We start from the raw sequence: 20,388 nt of genomic DNA on the forward strand, positions 1-20,388 counted from the left end.
TGACATAAACAGTTTGCTCCTACAAAGCACGATTACATACTAACTAACATGCTTCTCAATTGCCACACATATTATAGTTTTGGTTATGGAACACTTTCAATCAAAGAACTTTTGCGTGCGGCATGGAATCTTGGTTATATTTCTTTTGTTTTATCAGACATTAATAATACTTCTGCTGTTCTCGACACGCTGCGAATGTGCGATGAAAAACCTATGAAACCCATTCCAGGAATAGATTTTAGAAATGGGGTGAAACAGTGTTATGTTGGTATTGCGAAAAATAACGTAGGATTTAAAGAACTTAACGAACATCTCAGCGAACACCTTCATGAAAAAAAAGAATTTGAAAAACGTCCGAAAAACTTAGAAAAATTTAAAAATACTTTTTTGGTTTATCCTTTGAACGCTTTTGATGGCTGCACTTTAGAAGAAAACGAATTTATTGGAGTCACGCCTAAAGAATTAACGTTGCTTCCATTTAATAAGTTCAAACATCTTACGCATAAAATGGTGGTGCTGCAGACTTTTTCTTTTTTGAATGAAGAACAACGCTTTGCACACAGCTTATTGAGAGCCATTGATCAAAACACCCTTTATAGCAAATTAACCAAAGAAGATCAGGGTTCAGTGAATGACATTGCTCCAACTAAAGAAGTGTTGTACAACACATTTTCCGCTTATCCGGAAATTATTGTAAACACAGAACAGATTCTTAATTCATGTTCTGTAAAATTCAAATTCGGGAAACTTCAAAATAAAAACTTAAAATTTTATAGTGGGAGTTTAGAAGAAGACATCTCTTTACTTCGCGAAGAAGCCAGAAAAGGATTAGCCTACAGATACCCAATAGTAACAAAGGAAGTAGAAGATCGTCTCGAAAAAGAACTTTCCATTATTATTTCAAAGGAATTTACTTCTTACTTTTTAATTAACTGGGATATTACGAGTTATGCGAGAAGCAAGGGATATTTTTATGTTGGTCGCGGAAGTGGCGCTAACAGCATGGTTGCTTACCTTTTGCGAATAACCGATGTTGATCCGATTGATTTGGATTTATATTTTGAGCGATTCATTAACGAAAGTAGAAGTAATGCTCCCGATTTCGATATTGATTTTTCATGGAATAACCGCGATGAAATGACAAAATACATTTTCGATAGGTTCGGTGAAAACAAGCGTGTAGCGCTACTTGGCACTTATGCTACTTACCAACACGATGCTGTTACACGCGAACTCGGAAAAGTATTTGGGTTGCCTCCAGCAGAAATTGATCGCATTCAAAAAATCACAGTAGTAAAAGAAACGGATGATTCAATCACCAAAGAGATTATAAAATACAGTCAACTCATTGCGGGCTTTCCAAGTCATTTAAGCATTCACGCCAGCGGCATTATTATTTCTGAAGAGCCAATTACAGCTTATACTGCAACTAATCTTCCACCAAAAGGCTATCGTACCACACAATTTAGTATGCTGGAGGCAGAAGATATTGGTTTATTTAAGTTTGATATTTTGAGTCAACGTGGACTCGGTAAAATAAAAGATGCTGTAGAAATAATAAAAGAAAATAGAAGTGTAGACATCGACATTCATGACATCAAAAAATTTAAACACGACGAAGAAATAAAAAAACTTCTCAAAGTTGGAAAATGTATTGGCTGCTTTTATGTGGAGTCACCAGCGATGCGGATGTTGCTGACCAAATTGCAAGCAGATGATTATTTACGTTTGGTCGCAGCAAGTTCTATTATTCGTCCCGGTGTTTCTAAAAGCGGCATGATGAATGAGTACATTCATCGCTACCGAAAAAAAGAGTTACGTGATAAAGCAGAAAAAGAACTTCCAGAATTATATAAGCTACTACAAGAAACATATGGTGTGATGGTGTATCAAGAAGATGTGATTAAAATCGCTCACATTTTTGCTGGGCTCACTTTAGCAGAGGCAGACTATTTGCGTCGCGGCATGAGTTGGAAATTTAAACAACGAAACGAATTTCATGTAGTAAAAGAAAAGTTCTTTAATAATTGTATCGAGAAAGGGCACCGCATAGAAACCATTCACATGATCTGGAATCAGATAGAAAGCTTTGCGAATTTTGCTTTCTCTAAAGGACACTCTGCCAGTTACGCCGTAGAGAGTTATCAAGCACTGTATTTAAAAGCCTACTACCCTATCGAATACATTGTTGCAACTTTAAATAATGGCGGCGGCTTTTACAGAACAGAATTATACATTCACGAAGCCAGAATGCATGGTGCTACTATTGTTCCGCCAGACGTAAATTACAGTGGTGTAAATTCTGAAGTAAAGGATAAAACTATTTTTCTTGGGTTAGGCATGATCGCTCAACTAGAAAAAGAAGTCATCATTACTATTCTGAACGAACGTTTTGAAGGTGGACCATTTATTGATCTTTATAATTTTATTAAACGAACCAACATCTCCATTGAACAGGTGCGCATTTTAATTCGTGTTGGGGCTTTCAATTTTCTTCCAAAAAACAAAAAAGAATTGCTCTGGGAAGCACACATGTTGATTAGTCCGACTAAAATAAAAAAACCGGGCAAAGAGTTGTTTGAATTGGAACCACAAAAATATAAATTGCCAACGCTGACCAACACTTGGCAGGACGATGCTTTTGATGAAATTGAATTACTTGGTTTTGCATTATGTCACCCATTTAAACTTCTAAAGCAACCCGTAAAAAACACATTGACTAGTTCTGACCTTAAAAACTTAAAAGGACAAACCGTTGAAATAATTGGTTATTTAGTCAACGTAAAAACCACCTGGACAAGCAATAAAGAGAAAATGAATTTTGGAACGTTTTTAGATATTGATGGTTATTGGATTGACACGGTGCATTTTCCGCCAAGTGCTAGATCCCATCCTTTCAGTGGTCCGGGCACCTACCGAATTATTGGAAAAGTAGTCGAAGAATTTGATTTCATTTACATTGATGTTTCTGTTCAATTTCGTTTACCAATGATTAATCAAGACGATGATCCCGCTTTAAGAATACTTCCCGATTTTAAATCTAATAAAAGAATTGAGCAGAGGCATTGATAATAGAAGAGGTTACATTTTATTGTAGTCGGATTTTAACGTAGCTGATGAAAACTAAAATGTTACCTAGCAGAAATTTGCGCAAGGGATATGAAGGGGCAGCTCTTTTGCTTCGCCTTTTTCAGGCGAAGCAAAAAGCCGTAGCGAAGCGAAGCCCGAAATAGCCCGACCCATAAAGCTAATGCAAGTGTGAAGAGGATGCGCTTTATGGGTTGCGCCCAAATAAAAAAGATGTACTATGTGCCAAATTGAACATCATTTTGGTTTTTGATAAGCGCTTTTTATGCCTTATCTTTGCGGCCTTCAAGCAATACCTATGGATTACAATTTTACAGAGATAGAAAAAAGATGGCAGGATTTTTGGGCCAAGAATAAAACCTTTAAAGCCGAAGATACTTCTGACAAACCAAAATATTACGTGCTCGATATGTTCCCCTACCCTTCTGGCGCAGGTTTACACGTGGGTCATCCTTTAGGTTATATTGCTTCTGATATTATGGCGCGTTACAAACGTCATAAAGGGTTTAATGTGTTACATCCAATGGGTTACGATTCGTTTGGATTACCGGCTGAACAATACGCGATACAAACGGGTCAGCATCCAAAAATTACAACCGAACAAAATATTGCCCGTTACCACGAGCAAATGGATAAAATCGGATTCAGTTTTGATTGGGATCGCGAAGTGCGTACTTCTGACCCTGAATACTACAAATGGACGCAATGGATTTTTATTCAATTGTTTAATAGCTGGTACAATAAAAATACCGACAAGGCAGAAAAGTTAGAAAGTCTAATTTCTGAATTTGAAAAAAACGGTAACGCTGCAGTAAATGCAGTTTGTGACGAAGATGTAAAATCTTTTACTTCAACTGAATGGAAAGCTTTTAACGAGAAAGAACAATCCGATCTTTTAATGCAATACCGTATTGCTTACCTCGGCGAAGCCTATGTTAATTGGTGCGCAGCGCTTGGTACAGTTTTAGCAAACGATGAAGTGAAAGATGGTGTGAGTGAGCGTGGTGGACATCCTGTGGAGCGCAAATTAATGAAACAATGGAACATGCGTATTACAGCTTATGCTCAGCGTTTGTTGGATGGTTTGGAAAAAATTGATTGGCCAGAGAGTTTAAAAGAATCGCAAAGGTATTGGATTGGGAAAAGTGAGGGGACATCCTTAAAGTTCAAAGTTCAAAGTTCAAAGGTTGAAATAGAAGTGTTCACTACTCGCCCTGATACTATTTTTGGAGTTTCGTTTGTAACTCTTGCACCGGAACATGAGCTAGTGGCAAAGCTTACGACGACAGAACAAAAATCTGAAATTGAAGAGTACGTTGCCAAAACAAAAATGCGCAGTGAGCGTGAACGTCAGGCGGATGTTACAAAAGTGAGTGGCGCGTTTACTGGAGCTTATGTAGAGCATCCATTTAGCGGGAAACAAATTCCGATTTGGATTGGTGATTACGTTTTAGCTGGTTACGGCACAGGCGCTGTGATGGCGGTACCGGGACATGATTCGCGTGATTATGCTTTTGCAAAACATTTTAATTTACCAATTTTAGAAGTAGTTTCTGGTGGTGATCTTTCTAAAGAATCGTATGATGCAAAAGAAGGAAAATTAGTTAACTCTGATTTTTTAAATGGATTAGAAGTAAAAAAGGCTTTGAAAAAAGCAATCGCAGAAATTGAAAACAAAAAACTAGGAAAAGGAAAAACGAATTACCGCTTGCGTGATGCCGTTTTTGGCAGACAACGTTATTGGGGAGAGCCCATTCCGATTTATTACAAAGATGGGATTCCACATGCTTTAGCGGATAACGAATTACCTTTGATTTTACCAGAAGTAGATAAATATTTACCAACGGAAGATGGCGAACCGCCATTGGCGCGCGCCGCTACCTCTTGGAAAAAAGACGGCAAGTACGATTACGAAAATACCACCATGCCAGGTTGGGCAGGAAGCAGCTGGTATTTTTTACGTTACATGGACTCTAAGAACAGTAAACAGTTTGTGAGTGGGCAGTTGGCAGATTACTGGCAAAATGTAGATTTATACATTGGTGGTAGCGAGCACGCTACAGGACATTTATTGTATGTACGTTTCTGGACAAAATTTTTAAATGATTTGGGATTGATTGGTGTGGATGAGCCTGCGAAGAAGTTGATTAATCAAGGGATGATACAGGGGCGGAGTAATTTTGTTTATAGAGTTTTATGGGCTTTTTCTGGCAAACCTTTTGATACTATGAAACTTCCTCAAATTATTATTTCAAAGGATTGCCGTGACAAAGTCATTCATGGAGATCCTGACGAAACTTCCAAACTCATAAACTACTGTAACGAAACATTAAATCAAATATTTACTGATCAAGAAGTTCAAATTTCTTCGTGTCCAGAAATTACGGAAATCCATATTGATGTTAACATTGTTGAAAATGATGAAATCGAAATCGATACACTAAAAGAATGGAGAAGTGACTTTAAAGAATCTTACTTTCTAACTGAAGAAGGAATAACAAAACTAAAATGCGGAAGTTTAGTTGAGAAAATGTCCAAACGTTGGTATAATGTTGTGACGCCTGATTCTATCTGTGAAAAATTTGGTTCAGACACTTTACGTCTCTACGAAATGTTTTTAGGTCCTTTAGAACAAAGTAAACCTTGGAATACCAATGGTATTACAGGGGTTTCAGGGTTTTTAAAGAAGTTATGGAAGTTGTTTTATCAGAATAACACTTTAACTATTTCTGAAGCTGAACCAAGCAAAGCAGAATTAAAAACCTTACATAAAACCATTAAAAAAATTACAGAAGACATTGAACGTTTTTCGTTTAATACCTCGGTGAGTAATTTTATGATTTGTGTAAACGAACTCACCGAACAAAAATGCAACAAACGTGCTATCTTAGAACCTTTGTTAGTATTGGTATCTCCGTATGCGCCGCACATTGCTGAAGAATTATGGAGTCAGCTTGGTCATAAAGAAAGTATTGCTTTTGCAAAGTTTCCAGAATGTAACGAAACGTTTTTAGTAGAAGATAGTTTTACGTATCCGGTTTCTTTTAATGGTAAAATGCGTTTTAGTATTGAGTTACCAGCTACCTTAACTATCCCTGAAATTGAAAAAGAAGTGATGAGTAGAGAGGAAGTCCAAAAATATTTGGAAGGGAAAACTCCTAAGAAAATTATTATTGTTCCGAAGAAGATTGTAAACTTCGTGGTGTAGTAATTCGCCTTCGTTTTTAACCACAGAGTAACACAAAGAAGGCACAGAGTAACACAGAGAATAACGTAACTCCGCGAAACTCCTTTATTCCTCAGCGATACTCTGTGGTAAAACGTGCACTGTTTAAAATGGAAAAACAAAGGCAAAGCAGCACTGAGAGAATTTAGATACGCTCTACTATAAAATTCATTTACAACACAGATTGAATTAATCCTCCAAATTTTTCTCGCCACGAAGAAGTGTTAAATGACCTGTTGAAGTTTTCGTTTCTCTTTGCTCGGTTGTTACAGAAATTTTCCAAATATAAATATCTGTAGGACAATCTTTACCCTTATAAGTTCCGTTCCAGCCATTACTAAAATTGTTAGACTGAAATATTTTCTCACCCCAACTATCATATATTTCGATTGAATACTTTGTAATACCATGGCCTTTTGGTAGGAAAATATCGTTTAATCCGTCGCCATTTGGGGTAAATGCATTTGGCACAAACAAATTAAAGTCATCTTCTATTACTAAAACTTTTATCATTGTATCTGCACATTCCCACCTATTTTTAGCAATCAAAACAACAGGATACTTTCCAGGAAATTCATACAAATAATTTGGCTCTTTTTCATTGCTGTGTAGAGTATCCGAACCTGATACAAACCAGTCCCAAGAATTTAATCCCGCTCCGTAAGAAGTATTATAGAACTGTACTTTATCTATACCCGCAATTGGGTTTAAAGGAATCGCTTCAAAATTTGCTTTCGGTTTTTGATAAGCCGTGATAAGCAAAGTAGAAGTATTAACACAATTATTAGTGTCTTTGTACGATACACTAGCTGTATAATTACCCGCATCTATAAAACAAAACTTTCCACTCGTGTCAATGATTTTTTTTGAATCTATATACAGCTCATGAGAAAGAACTGGGGCTGTATTTATTAGTTCTTTAAATGCAAATTCAGCACAAAAGGGTTGGCATATATTATTCTTGCTACTTAATACTAATCCATTTGGAAGTTCATAAACAGCTATTGAAACAGTAGAAGAGGCGACACAATTACTTTCATTCCTTACACTTAATGTAAAGATTCCTGCAACATTTGTACCTTTTACTTCAATACTAATATCCTTTGAAATTGAATTAAATCTTTCAGGACCAGACCATACATAACTTGTTCCACCAGAACCTGATAAGGTCATTATTGAATTCATACATACTTTTGTAGGGCCTGATATTAAAGGTATTGGCAACGGAAACGGAAAGCCTACTACATTCAATGTAGATGTGATTGAACAAGAATTTGAACCAACAACTGTTACAGAATAAATTCCGGAGTGCATATTATCAACAACAGGAACGTAAGCAGGATTACCTGTGGCTGTAAAATTTTGTGGACCGCTCCACAAATAACTAACACCATTAGCCGAAGTTCCAATTGTTACAGAGTTTCCTACACAAACTGAGGCATCTTTTACAATAGAAATAGGGGCTGGTAAGATTGAGATAAATATAGTAGCAACACCTTCACAACCGTTAGCGTCTGTTGCATTGAGCGAATATACTCCTGATTGCATAAGCGACACAGAGTAAATATAAGGTCCCGACACATTACTAACAAAACCATTCGGGCCACTCCACGAATAACTTAAAGCAGATATGCTACTATTTAGGAGCAAGTTTGTTTTTTCACAAATAGGAACATCAGACGAAATAGTAAAACTCGGTTTTGGATTAACTGTAATATATTTTGTAGTGCTAACATTACACTGTCCGATAATGGCATGCAGAGTATAGTTTCCACCAGCCACTAATCCAACATTCGAAAGAATAGGATTCTGCGAATAACTACCAAAACCGTTTGGGCCAAACCATATATAACTTGTTCCTCCAGAACCGTTGAGAACAAGATTTGAACCAACACACACACTATTACTTGAAGTAATAACCGGAATTGGATTAGAAACAACAGAAGCATTGACCGTTGCTATATTTGTGCAACCCTGAGCAGATGTTATCTGCAGAGTATAATGCCCCGTCATTGACGTATCTGAATTAATTCTTTGAGGATTTTGAATGGCGGAAGAATAATTGGCCGAACCTAACCATAGATAAGTTGCATTCGGAACATAGTTACCGTACAAACTTAATATTTGACCTTGACAAACTGTGCTCGAAAGAGGTGAAATAGGTGGTGTAGGATAAATTATAATTGGTATACCAACCGAAGCAGTGCAGCTATTGGCGGCTGTAACTCTTAAAGTATAATTTCCATTCATTGCGGGTGTAACAGAATACAGACTAACAACAGCGGCGGAAGAACTATAACTTAATGGGCCGGACCAACTATACAATGAGTGAGTGCTAAGACATGCAAGAGAAACTAAACCCGACTCACAGACAGGTGCATTTGTTGAATAACTGATTACTGGAATAGATTTTAGAAAAACATCGCTTGTTGCAGAGGATGTGCAACCAGAAGCAGTGCCTATTACGGTGTACTGGGTATTTACAGTTGGGTTAATAACTAATGGATTCAATGTTGAGCCACTTGACCAAGAATAACTACTAGCACCCGATGCAACTAATGTGGCATTCGCTAAAGGACAAATTGAGCTGCTAGTAACACTTACAACTGGATTAGCAATAAAATTTGCTTGTATTGTATTTGTGGCACTACAATTGTTTGCATCTGTACTGGTAACAGTGTAAATATAATTACCAGGCAAACTTTCATTTACTAATTTTATATTATTACCTGGTCCATTTATCCAATTGTAACTATACGAAGGAGTACCTCCAGAATTATTTGCGGTGTAAGTAATACTCCCACCCATGCAAACAGAAGGGGAGCTACTTATAATATTAAGTGTGAAAGCTGTAGGCTGTGTGATTAGAAAAGTGTGTGTAAGAGTGCAAAAAGTTAAAGCATCAATCACAGTTATACTATTAACCCCTGCTGCCAAATTCGTTCCAATAGATCCCGTTTGAATTCCATTAACATCTTTCCATGAATAACTTTGTGCGCCTGAACCTCCTGACAAAGTAATGGCAGCCGTACCTGTATTAATACCAAAGCAGGTAAGGCTCGGAGTAGCTGTTACAGTACCCGTTAACGGGATGAGCGGAATAAAACTTGTTGTTGGGGCGAAATTGCATCCAGTACTTGCATCAAAAACATATATTGTATGTGTACCAGGGTAAAGACCGACAGCAACAGATCCAGTTTGAGTTACCGGTGACCATGAATATGAAAACGGTCCTGGTGTTCCACTTGCAGAAACGGTTGCAGAACCCAAACTTCCGCATGTGATTGTTGCTGTTACAAATGAAAGAGTTGGTGCTGGTTTAATTGAAACAGTTTTCGTAACAGAAGCCGTACAGCCTGCTATAGATGTTCCTATTACTGTATATACGGACAGACTAGTAGGTGATACCGCATTAGTGCTACCAAGAGTACCACCTGGCAACCAGGTATATGTATTTGCTCCCGATACCGAAAGGGTTGTTGTGGTTGCAGGACATATTGCAATGAAAGTAGGTGTCATTGTAAAGGCCGGTGCAAAATTAACAGATACTGTTCGAGTTACTGAACAAGTGTTCTGATCTAAAGCTGTAACAGTATACATATACGTTCCTGAGACTGAAGGCGTAACTTGTTTAATTGGATTAGACGGCCCTCCTACCCAATTATACTGATAACCAGGAATTCCACCCGATGCACTTGCTGAAAAGGTGATACTGTTCCCTAAACAAGCTGTTGGAGAACTTGATGCAATATTTAATGTTAAAGCTGATGGCACAGACACCTGAACAATAGCTGAACCTGTGCAACCAGGCACTGAAAACCCAATAACAGTGTAACTGGTGGTTACTAGTGGTGCAACTGTGACTATTGATCCTGTTAAATTACCTGGCTGCCACGTGTACGTATCAGCTCCCGAAGCAGAAAGCGACACCGTGCTCCCACTGCATAAGGAAGGAGGCGGAAACGAAACAACATTAGCATTATTCACAACTATTTGTGTGTAGTTAACAGTTGCAGAACAGCTATTCAAAGCATTGGCGATTAATGTATAAACGCTTGTGCTCATAGGAGAAATATTAAGATTTGCATTATTTGATCCGCCTGGTAACCATGTATAAGTATTGGCTCCTGAGGCAGTTAACGTTGCGGACCCTCCTGTACAAAGAAAAGAATTTGTTGAGCTGACGCCTAACAATGGTAATGACAAAGTATTAACCGCAAGAGTTGCTGTAGGAAATATGCCACAAGTGCTGGAGGCAGTCGCACTTATAGTCCCAGAACCAGAACCTGCAGTAACACTTATTGTATTTGTGCTGGAACTTCCTGTCCACCCACCTGGAAGACTCCATGTGTAACTGGCATTACTTATAGGTGCAACACTATATATATTAGTAGATCCAGGGCAAACCAAAGTATTGCCAAAAACGGGTGAAGGGCAGGTTGTGTATGTGTATAACTGCATTACTTCAGTAGCGGTTATAGCACGATTATATAAATAGAAATCATCCAGAGAGCCTAAAAAATGCCTCACTATACCTTGAATATTACATCCAATTATAACAGGAAAAACAGTACCTGTATTTATTGAAGCATTTGTACCACTAACGTTACAGACTATTCCTGGTAACAAACCGCCATCAACATAAAAATTAACGGTACTGTAAATTGTGCTAACTGTAGCATTGTATACGATCGCGATATGATGCCACTGCCCATCTGCGACACAGCTATTACTTTTTATTAAAGCCTGATTCGATAAATCCAATCCTACACCTCGTGCACAATAGTTCCAAACAATTTCAAAACCATCACTTGCGCCCGTAGCAGATCCATATGCAAACGACGCCTTAGGTGAATTTATTATAGTGTTAGTGGTTTTAGCCCAAAAAGACACTGATCTGGAAAGAGTCCCAGTCGGACCCGTTGTAAGCATTTGTATGTAATTAGTTGACCCGTTAAAACTATAGGCGGCATTTGGCACACCGCATCGATCAGGAACTAAAGTTGCCCCAAAAACCGTTCCATGATTATTGCTTCCCGAAACATCACTTGCGTTTCCGTTAAATGGCCAAGCACCAACCAAGCCACTAGTAGGAATTTGTGCATCACTTACTACGGTTAAAAAAGAAAAAAAAATTAAAAATAAAACGCGCATTGGGTGAGAAACTTTATAACAAATATAGGATAATTCATCCTATTTCCTGTCAACAAAAGAACCTAATTTACAGCAGGTATTTCTACAACTCCCTAATCTGAAGAAAGTACTAGTCGATTTCTCAACCAAATTTTTTCGTCAATCGAAATATAAAATCCGTAAGAATATTCTAATTGATCATCGCGAAAATCATAATAGGGCTCAACACGAAGTGCGAGATTAATTCCTTTTACTAGTTCTATTTTTTTGGTTAGTCTAACAATCAATAATTCTCTTATACGTTCTGAATAATAAGAAGAGTAGGCTACGGTTCTTGATTTGCTTGAATACATATCACCGCCAAGCTCATTGTAATAGGCCTCGCAATACCAATAAGAGAAAAGTAAATTCGTTTTATATGCACCATTAAAACCAATGTTACCAAGAAAACCGTCACCCCAACTCTTAATCTCCGTTGACTCGTAAAAAAAATTATTGGATCTTAAAACGTAGCGTGCATCTATAAAAACATTTTCAATAAATCTCGACTTTATTTCTTTTGTCAAAACTATTCCTGTAGCATAATTTAAATCTGTGTGTGAGCCAGCACTTATTGTATCCAACTGTCCGCCCCTATGAATTAGAACAGCCTGAAAAGGTAAGCGAAATTCCCATTGATCATTTTTATGTTTAAAAACATTTGTATTAAGGCCAACCATTAATTTTTCTTGTTCACCGCTTCTTTTGTATGTGGCATTCAACCAATCAATCCATAAATCAAAATCGAAACGGTTTTTATTGAGTGTAAATTGCAAACCATTTTCCAATCTGTTGCTCATTACACGCTCAAAATTATATAAAGGCTCTATTAAGCCGTGATTAAGGCTACCATCAAGGTTTCCAAAAATCATTTTAAAATTATTTTTATTGTAACGTAATGAAAATGTAGGTTTTATTTCTGTAAAATTCTTATTACCAAAATCCTTATTTAAAAAAACACCACCTTCAATGCTTAAATTTTTCGAGATTTGATAACCTAACTGAGGATTAAGCTGGAAACCAAAAAGGGTGTAACCATCAAACATCACATTTGAGTATTCGTTGTTTTTTAAAAAACACAAATTTTGAATTTTCACGAAAAGTGATTTCTCTCGACTAGTGTCAATTTTAGAATTAAAAAATAAAGAAGAATTATCTAATTGAGAGTAACATCTTGATGAAAGAATAATAAGAAAAATTATGAGAGATGCGCGCACTGGTTTAAATTATCTTTATAAACTTAAGCATATTTAGTTAAAATTAGTGCTTTTACGCACTCTTTTCAAAAAAAAAAATGGAGACCAACTTGGCCTCCATTTTTATAAATTTTAGATTTTTTTAATCTACGTTATCGTGTAAAAATGAATTGTTCGGACGGATTTCGATTTTCTTGTCATCTCCTTCACTTAAAGTGTAACGAGAAACATTCGATTCTGTACTTGGCGTTTTATTCTCCAACACAATATTTTTGCGCTCAAAAGCAGTTTGTTTTTCCAATGCTGCAAGCCCTTCTGGACTTTTCATCTTTAATGTAATGTCCTTTAGTCTACGAATACGCTCCTGCGCCAATTTAATTTGTTCCTCTCTACTCACAGCTTCGTGATTAGTATTCTGCATTTCTTCTTGCTTCACTTCACTTGTAGGGGTTTTTTCACTTTCGTCAGTTATCGTATTAAATGTAAACTCCTGAACTGGAAGATTTGTTTCGGTTTCTTCAACATTATTAACTTCCTGTTTAGGAGTTGGATTAGACTCTCTTTCCTTAACAGGTCCATCTGCCTGGTGCATTGGTGAAATAAGGTTCTCCGGCTCACTCTCTGTTTTTGTATAAACAAATGGCTCATTATTTTTTATTTCATCAATAATATTTGTCTGTTTAGCTTCTTCCTGAACAGACTCAGTTTTTTCGTCGAGGTTTACAATTTTACGCTCTTTGAAAACTGGTGCTTCAAAGCCAGTAGTAGCTTTTGATTTAAAACCAGTAGCAATAATTGTCACGCTTACGTTATCACCCAAAGATGCGTCGGTGCCGTAACCAGTAATTAATTCGGCGGTTCCACCAGCTGCCTCTTGGATAAAATCGGTAATATCACCAAATTCATCCATATCGATATCGTCACTTCCGCTCATAATGTTTAATAACACGTGACGAGCACCACTGATATCATTATCGTTTAGTAAAGGAGAGTTTAAGGCTTGTTCAACCGCTTTGATAGCGCGCTTTTCACCGCTTGCTACAGCAGATCCCATAATTGCTACACCGCTATCTTTCATAACTGTTTTCACGTCATTGAAATCAACGTTGATATGCATGTGCAAGCTGATGATTTCAGCTATACTCTTTGCTGCACCTGTTAACACATCGTCTGCATGCTCAAAAGCTTCGCTCATTTTTAAGTTACCGTAGATCTCACGCAGTTTATCGTTTCCAATAACTAATAAAGTATCAACGTACTTTTTCATTTCCTCTAATCCTGCCTCAGCTTGTGCACGACGTTTTTTTCCTTCGAATGTAAATGGAATCGTAATTATACCAACCGTTAGTATTCCCATTTCACGAGCAATACTCGCAATCACAGGTGCAGCACCTGTTCCGGTTCCACCACCCATACCAGCGGTAATAAATACCATTTGAGTATCGTCGTCAAAATAACTTTTTATTTCATCAATCGATTCTAAAGCAGCATCACGTCCTACTTCCGGAATAGAACCCGCACCCAAACCTCTTGTAGATTTTTCACCCAATTGGATTTTATTTTTAACCGGACTTTTTTCTAAAGCCTGCTTATCCGTATTACAGATGATGAAATCCACACCTTTAATTCCTAATCGGAACATGTGGTTAACGGCATTGCTTCCGCCGCCGCCTACACCAATCACTTTAATGATTGATTTCTCTTCCTGTGGTAATTCAAATTGCATCATGGTCTTCTTATTATTGGTTATTACTTATTTTCTGTTATTTATTTTATACTGTATTTTAATTATTCAATATCGTCACTCATCCAATCTTTTGTTCTATCAATCAATGTTGTAAAAAAGCTGCCAATTTTTTTCTGTGAATGACCGATTACTTTTTTGCTATCCTTCTTTTTAGAGGCAGAACTTTCAACTTCTACTTCCACTTCTTGTTTAGCAAGATTGGAACCACGCTTCGAATCACGTTCGTATTTCTCAATTCCTTTCATTACTAATCCAACACCTGTTGCAAACAAAGGATTTTTTAACTCATCATCATTTCCAGCTAAATGTTCGTTTGGTGTTCCAATACGACAATCCATTCCTGTAGTAAGCATTACTAATTGTGGTAAATGTTTTAATAAAGACCCACCACCTGTTACTACAATTCCTGCAGCCAATTTACGTTCAAAACCACTACTCTTAATTTCAAACAATACAAACTCAAGAATTTCTTCCATACGCGCTTGTATAATTTGTGCTAAAAACTTTACTGAAATTTCTTTGTGAGGACGTCCACGTAAACCTGGAATAGAAATGATTTCATTTTCCTGATTCTCTTGTGAAAGTGCTGAGCCGAATTTCATCTTCAATTGTTCAGCTTGTGTTTTTATAATTCCACAACCCTCTTTAATATCATCGGTAATAATGTTTCCACCAAAAGGAATAACAGCAGTGTGACGAATAATTCCATCGTAAAAAATTGCGACATCCGTTGTACCACCGCCTATATCAATTAACACAACACCAGCTTCTTTCTCCTCATCACTTAACACTGCATCTGCACTTGCTAGCGGCTCTAAATGTAAATCCACTGTTTGAAGGCCTGCACGATCAACGCATTTGAATATATTTTTTACTGCACTTACTTGTCCTGTAATAATGTGAAAATTTCCTTCTAAACGAATACCGGCATGACCGATAGGATTTTTAATTCCAGATTCACTATCAATAATATATTCTTGAGGAATAACATGAATAATTTCTTCGCCCGGACTCATCACCAAACGGTGCATGTTATCGATTAAATTATCAATATCTTTTTGATTAACCTCATCGTCTAAACTCTGACGCGTAATCATTCCTCGGTGTTGCATGCTCTTAATATGCTGACCAGCGATACCAACAATCACTTCACCAATATCCACGTTTGCTTTATCAGCTGCCATAGCCACGGCAGTTTTTATAGACGCTACAGTCTGTTCAATATTTACAACCACACCACGGTTTACACCCAAGGATTCAGATTTTCCAATACCAAGAATTTCAACTTTTCCAAATTCATTCTTACGCCCAACAATTGCTGCAATTTTAGTTGTTCCAAGATCTAAGCCAACAACTAGCTCAGAGGCTAGATTTGGATTGGTTGGTGTTGTTTTCTTTTCCATACGTTTTATGTTGTGAAGCGTCCCGATAGCTATCGGGATGCGCTGCTCATTATTATTTTTTGGTACAAACTACCAAGTTTTTATATTTTAAATTGACAGCGGAATATTTTGTCCAGCTGTCTGATTTACTCAAGCCTTCAGTATAAAATAATTTAAGTTTGTTAAACTTTTCAGGAATATTTTTCGCATCCCCAAACACTATTTTATGATTACCAATTGCAGGAAATAATTCTAATTCGTTTTCGGCATTCACATAAATCTGATGAATAAGTTGTGAAAGACTAGAATCTGCATTTATGAAATTAGCTACATCCAATAAATCGTCAAGCACACTTACATCCTTAAACACCTTACTCTTTTTAATTTGATCAACCGAAAATTCATAGCGTCTTGAATAGGGCTCATTAATTTCTCCGTTGGCTACTATCACTCGCGCTGAATAATTTTGATTCAATGGCATTAATTTACTCTGCGAATCAATGTAATAACTTTCTCCATTTTTATTAATAATGCGAAGCACAGGAGTCCGTTGAAGTATTTCTACTTTAATTTCTCCATTCATATCAGCTGATACTTCTGCATTTTCAATAGCCGGATGAGAGTTTAAGGCTTTTTCCAATTCTGGAACGTTGATGTTCTCGTATCTCGATGAAAGAAGTGAGTCATTTCTCTCCTTAAAAAACGCCTTGATATCGTTTTCGTTTAAAAAGAAATTTTCATCGTTGTTCTGAATATTTACAGTAAGTGTATTCGCTACAATATTCCTTTCGCTTTTAGATACAAAGGCGAGTGAACTGCCAAGACCTGCAATTGCAATAATCCAAAGAACGGTAACTAAAACTCTTCTATAATTTATTTTTCTCACTGCCTTAATATATTTTCAATTGGTGCAATCAACGAATCAATATCACCAGCTCCCATCGTCACAATTATCTCCCTTTTGTTAGTTTTAATCTCCTCCAACACTTCAATTTTTGATAATAGCTTCTTATCCTTCAACTTCATTTTCCTCAATAACCAACTGGAATTTACTCCCTCAATTGGTTTTTCTCGCGCTGGATAAATTTCAAGTAAAATACATTCATCCAACATGTCTAAACTCTCAGCAAACGCATCAGCAAAATCACGCGTTCTGCTAAATAAATGCGGCTGAAAAATACCCGTTATTTTTTTTCCAGGATATAATTTCTTCACAGACCCAATCGTAGCTTTTAGTTCTTCTGGATGATGTGCGTAATCATCTATGTAAACTACTTTTTCGGTTTTTACTCTATAATCAAAACGGCGTTTAACGCCAGTGAAAGAACGTAATGCCTCTTTTATGACTGATCCTTTTATGCCTAACTGCTGCGCAATTGCAACCGCAGCTATTGAATTTTCAACATTGTGCAAACCGGGTAAACCAAGTGTGACGTTGCTTATAGACTCAATTGGACTTTTTATGTCATAAAAAAACTGTGCATTCTCAACAGTTATTGATTGTGCACAATATTCGGTATCTAAATTTAACGAGTAGATGATTCTTTCGTCCGTGAGGTTCAAATCGTTATCAACATTTTTCTTAACAATTAAAACACCATTTTTCTTCACTTGCTTCGAGAATAGCGTGTAACTTTCTTTAACATGATTCAGATCTCCGTATATATCCAAATGATCAGCATCGGCACTCGTAATTACAGCTATTTCAGGATGGAGCGTTAAAAAAGAACGATCGTATTCATCTGCTTCCACAACAACATAAGCATTCGTGTCGTTTACATCTCCTAATAATAAATTTGTATTATAGTTGCTTGAAATTCCGCCCATAAAAGAAAAGCAATTAATTCCTGCACTTTTTAAAAGATGAGTCACCAATGTTGTGGTGGTGGTTTTACCATGAGTGCCAGCAATGGCAATGGTTTTAAATTGTTTTGTTATTTCACCAAGTACTTGCGATCGCTTTAAAATTGTATAACCATTCTCGAGTAAATACTGATACTCTGAATGTTCTTTTGGCACCGCGGGAGTATAAACTATTAAAACCTCTTCTTTCTTGTAATTTTTCAAAAAAGACGTAAGCTGCGTAAGGTCTTCTTCATAGTGATTAGTAATTCCCTCTTTAGTCAGAAGCTTACAGAGATCTGATTCCGTTTTATCGTAGCCGACAACCTCTTTTTTATAATGATTAAAAAAACGTGCCAATGCACTCATTCCAATTCCACCTACACCTAAAAAATAATATAGTTTATAGTTTAGTATGTTCATTATAGTGTGTAGTTCGCTAATTTTAAAACCTCTGTTGCAATAACATTCGCTGAATCAAAAAAGGCCATTTTGCTAATATTGTTAGTTAAAGCGACCTGACGTTGTTCGTTTGTAATCAATTCTATAGCGGCTTGAATTAATGTTTGTCTCGCTTCCGCATCTTTCACCAACACTGCAGCTTCTTTGTTAACCAAAGCCATAGCATTTTTTGTTTGATGATCTTCAGCCACATTTGGAGAAGGCACCAAAATACAGGGAATACCAATATTGCATAATTCGGAAACTGAACTTGCTCCAGCTCTCGAAATCACGATATCTGAAACAGCATACGCTAAATCCATGCGTGAAATAAAATCAAGAGCGTTAATATTATTTTTTGAAAAACTTTTAGTTTGATCTTTAGCTGTTTGATAATATCCCTTCCCAGTTTGCCAGATAAGCTGAATATCATTTTCTACTAGTTTTTGTAACCCCACACCTAATGCTTCATTAATTGTTTTTGCACCAAGACTTCCGCCAATGACTAAAATTGTTTTTTTACTTGGATCGAGTTTAAAAAAAGACAAGGCTTCCTCCCGTTTACTTCGCACATCTTTAAGATCTTGCCTTACTGGATTACCGGTTAAAATAATTTTTTCTTTTGGAAAAAACTTTTCCATGCCTTCATAAGCAACACAAATTTTACTCGCTTTTTTTGAGAGTAATTTATTGGTGATTCCTGCATAAGAATTTTGTTCTTGTAATAAAGCTGGAATTCCTTTAGAGGTTGCTGCTCTTAAAAGTGGGCCACTCGCGTAACCACCCGTTCCAACAACTACATCGGGTTGAAATTCCTTAATAATTTTTCGTGTTTTTAATAAACTCTGAATAATTAAAAATGGAAGTTTTAAGTTGGCTAAAGTTAACTTCCGCTGAAGTCCTGCTATTGGAACACCAATAATTTGGTAACCCGCTAGTGGAACTTTTTCCATTTCCATTTTTCCTAAAGCACCTACAAACAAAATTTCTATGTCCGGGACAAGTTTCTTAAGTTCATTAGCGATAGAAACGGCCGGGAAAATATGTCCCCCAGTACCTCCTCCACTTAATATGACTTTTAATTTTTTCAAAACCTAAAAGATATTTTTCAAACACCAGAGTTTGAAGGATTTTAAATGCGTTTATGCGGTTTCTAATCTTTCTTCGTCTTTATCCTCTGAACCCCTGCTCACGCTCAAAATTATTCCGAGAGCAATCATACTAAACCAAATGGATGTTCCACCCATACTTACAAGAGGCAAAGGTTGTCCGGTTACAGGAAAAAGATTCACCGCAACGGCCATGTTTACTAAAGCCTGAAAAACGAGACTAAATGATAAACCAATTGCTACGAGTCCTCCAAATGGTTTGTCGTTATCTCTCATTATTTTTATGCCCCTATACAATAAGATCATATATAAAAAAAGTATCAGAAATCCAGTTAGCAATCCATACTCTTCGATAATAATTGCATAAATAAAATCTGATGATGATTGCGGTAAAAAAGCTCGCTGCGTGCTCTTTCCAGGACCTTTACCGATTACACCACTTGCAATTGCAATTTTGGCTTGCTCACTTTGATAATTGCTTTCTGTATCTCCTTTTGAATAATTTTCAATCCGCGCTTTCCAAGTTGTAGCGCGTCTACTTGGAAATGTTTCTGGAGCTAACCAAACCCATGAAAAAAGTATTGCGCCAATAACAAGACATAGTCCGCAAATTTTCGCAAGTATATTAATCTTAACCCCTCCAACAAACATTAATATCATGCAATTGAAAAATAAAAGAGCCGCCGTAGAAAAATTGGCTGGCAAAATTAAAACACAAACAAGTCCCACGGGCAATAGAAGATATTTTGAAACCGACCTTAAATCTACCAGTTCTTTTGCTTTCGTCGTTAGAACACGCGCCACATAAATTAATAGCATAAGCTTAGCAATGTCAGAAGATTGAAACGTTAATCCCAAACCTGGAATTTCAATCCAACGCGAAGCTTCACCAGCACTTACACCTTTAAGTAATGTGTATATCAATAAAGGAATAGAAAGAATAAAACCAATTTGTGCCACTTTACTGAACATCGTGTATTTTATTTTATGAAACACATATGCAATACCAAACCCCAATGCAATTGTGACAAAGTGTTTCACTAAATAAAATTCAGCATTACCCTGCTTAAATTTATATGCAAGTGTAACAACGGCGCTATATACTACTAAAACAGAAAGCAAGGAAAGAATGAACATGATTACCCATATTACCTTATCTCCTTTTAAGTAGTTAAAAAGTTTCATC

The 20,388-nt window shown here is 36.7% G+C and carries 10 protein-coding genes; 2 read left to right on the top strand and 8 right to left on the bottom strand.

Features of this window, described 5'->3' with window-relative positions; all coding sequences use genetic code 11:
- The first annotated feature begins 48 nt into the window (after positions 1 to 48).
- A complete protein-coding gene (locus tag P2086_RS01115) occupies positions 49 to 3,069 on the top strand; it encodes a DNA polymerase III subunit alpha (RefSeq protein ID WP_317898581.1) in 3,021 nt (1,006 codons plus the stop codon).
- A gap of 316 nt (positions 3,070 to 3,385) precedes the next feature.
- Positions 3,386 to 6,295 carry a leucine--tRNA ligase gene (locus P2086_RS01120; RefSeq protein ID WP_317898582.1) on the top strand — a complete coding sequence of 970 codons (2,910 nt, stop codon included), beginning with the start codon at positions 3,386 to 3,388 and terminating at the stop codon, positions 6,293 to 6,295.
- A 207-nt stretch (positions 6,296 to 6,502) separates the two neighbouring features.
- On the opposite strand, the gene P2086_RS01125 is transcribed toward P2086_RS01120, so the two are convergent.
- The 8 genes from P2086_RS01125 to P2086_RS01160 form a co-directional block, all read right to left on the bottom strand.
- A complete protein-coding gene (locus P2086_RS01125) occupies positions 6,503 to 11,467 on the bottom strand; it encodes a T9SS type B sorting domain-containing protein (RefSeq protein ID WP_317898583.1) in 4,965 nt (1,654 codons plus the stop codon).
- A gap of 92 nt (positions 11,468 to 11,559) precedes the next feature.
- Positions 11,560 to 12,702: a lipid A deacylase gene (locus P2086_RS01130; RefSeq protein ID WP_317898584.1), complete on the bottom strand. Its 1,143-nt coding sequence runs from the start codon at positions 12,700 to 12,702 to the stop codon at positions 11,560 to 11,562.
- Positions 12,703 to 12,823: 121 nt separating this feature from the next.
- Entirely contained in the window at positions 12,824 to 14,410 is a 1,587-nt protein-coding gene (ftsZ, locus tag P2086_RS01135) for a cell division protein FtsZ (RefSeq protein ID WP_317898585.1), read from the bottom strand.
- A 59-nt stretch (positions 14,411 to 14,469) separates the two neighbouring features.
- A complete protein-coding gene (gene ftsA, locus P2086_RS01140) occupies positions 14,470 to 15,831 on the bottom strand; it encodes a cell division protein FtsA (protein WP_317898586.1) in 1,362 nt (453 codons plus the stop codon).
- Positions 15,832 to 15,883: 52 nt separating this feature from the next.
- Positions 15,884 to 16,696: a cell division protein FtsQ/DivIB gene (locus P2086_RS01145; RefSeq protein ID WP_317898587.1), complete on the bottom strand. Its 813-nt coding sequence runs from the start codon at positions 16,694 to 16,696 to the stop codon at positions 15,884 to 15,886.
- Positions 16,693 to 18,075, bottom strand: a complete 1,383-nt coding sequence (gene murC / locus P2086_RS01150) for a UDP-N-acetylmuramate--L-alanine ligase (RefSeq protein ID WP_317898588.1) — start codon at positions 18,073 to 18,075, stop codon at positions 16,693 to 16,695. Before murC ends, P2086_RS01145 begins: the two co-directional genes overlap by 4 nt.
- Entirely contained in the window at positions 18,075 to 19,184 is a 1,110-nt protein-coding gene (murG, locus tag P2086_RS01155; RefSeq protein ID WP_317898589.1) for an undecaprenyldiphospho-muramoylpentapeptide beta-N-acetylglucosaminyltransferase, read from the bottom strand. Before murG ends, murC begins: the two co-directional genes overlap by 1 nt.
- Positions 19,185 to 19,235: 51 nt before the next feature.
- On the bottom strand, positions 19,236 to 20,387 hold the full coding sequence (locus P2086_RS01160) for an FtsW/RodA/SpoVE family cell cycle protein (RefSeq protein WP_317898590.1): 1,152 nt from the start codon (positions 20,385 to 20,387) through the stop codon (positions 19,236 to 19,238).
- Position 20,388: the final 1 nt, after the last annotated feature.

The sequence above is a fragment of the Aurantibacillus circumpalustris genome (assembly GCF_029625215.1).
GTDB classification, from domain to species: domain Bacteria; phylum Bacteroidota; class Bacteroidia; order B-17B0; family Aurantibacillaceae; genus Aurantibacillus; species Aurantibacillus circumpalustris.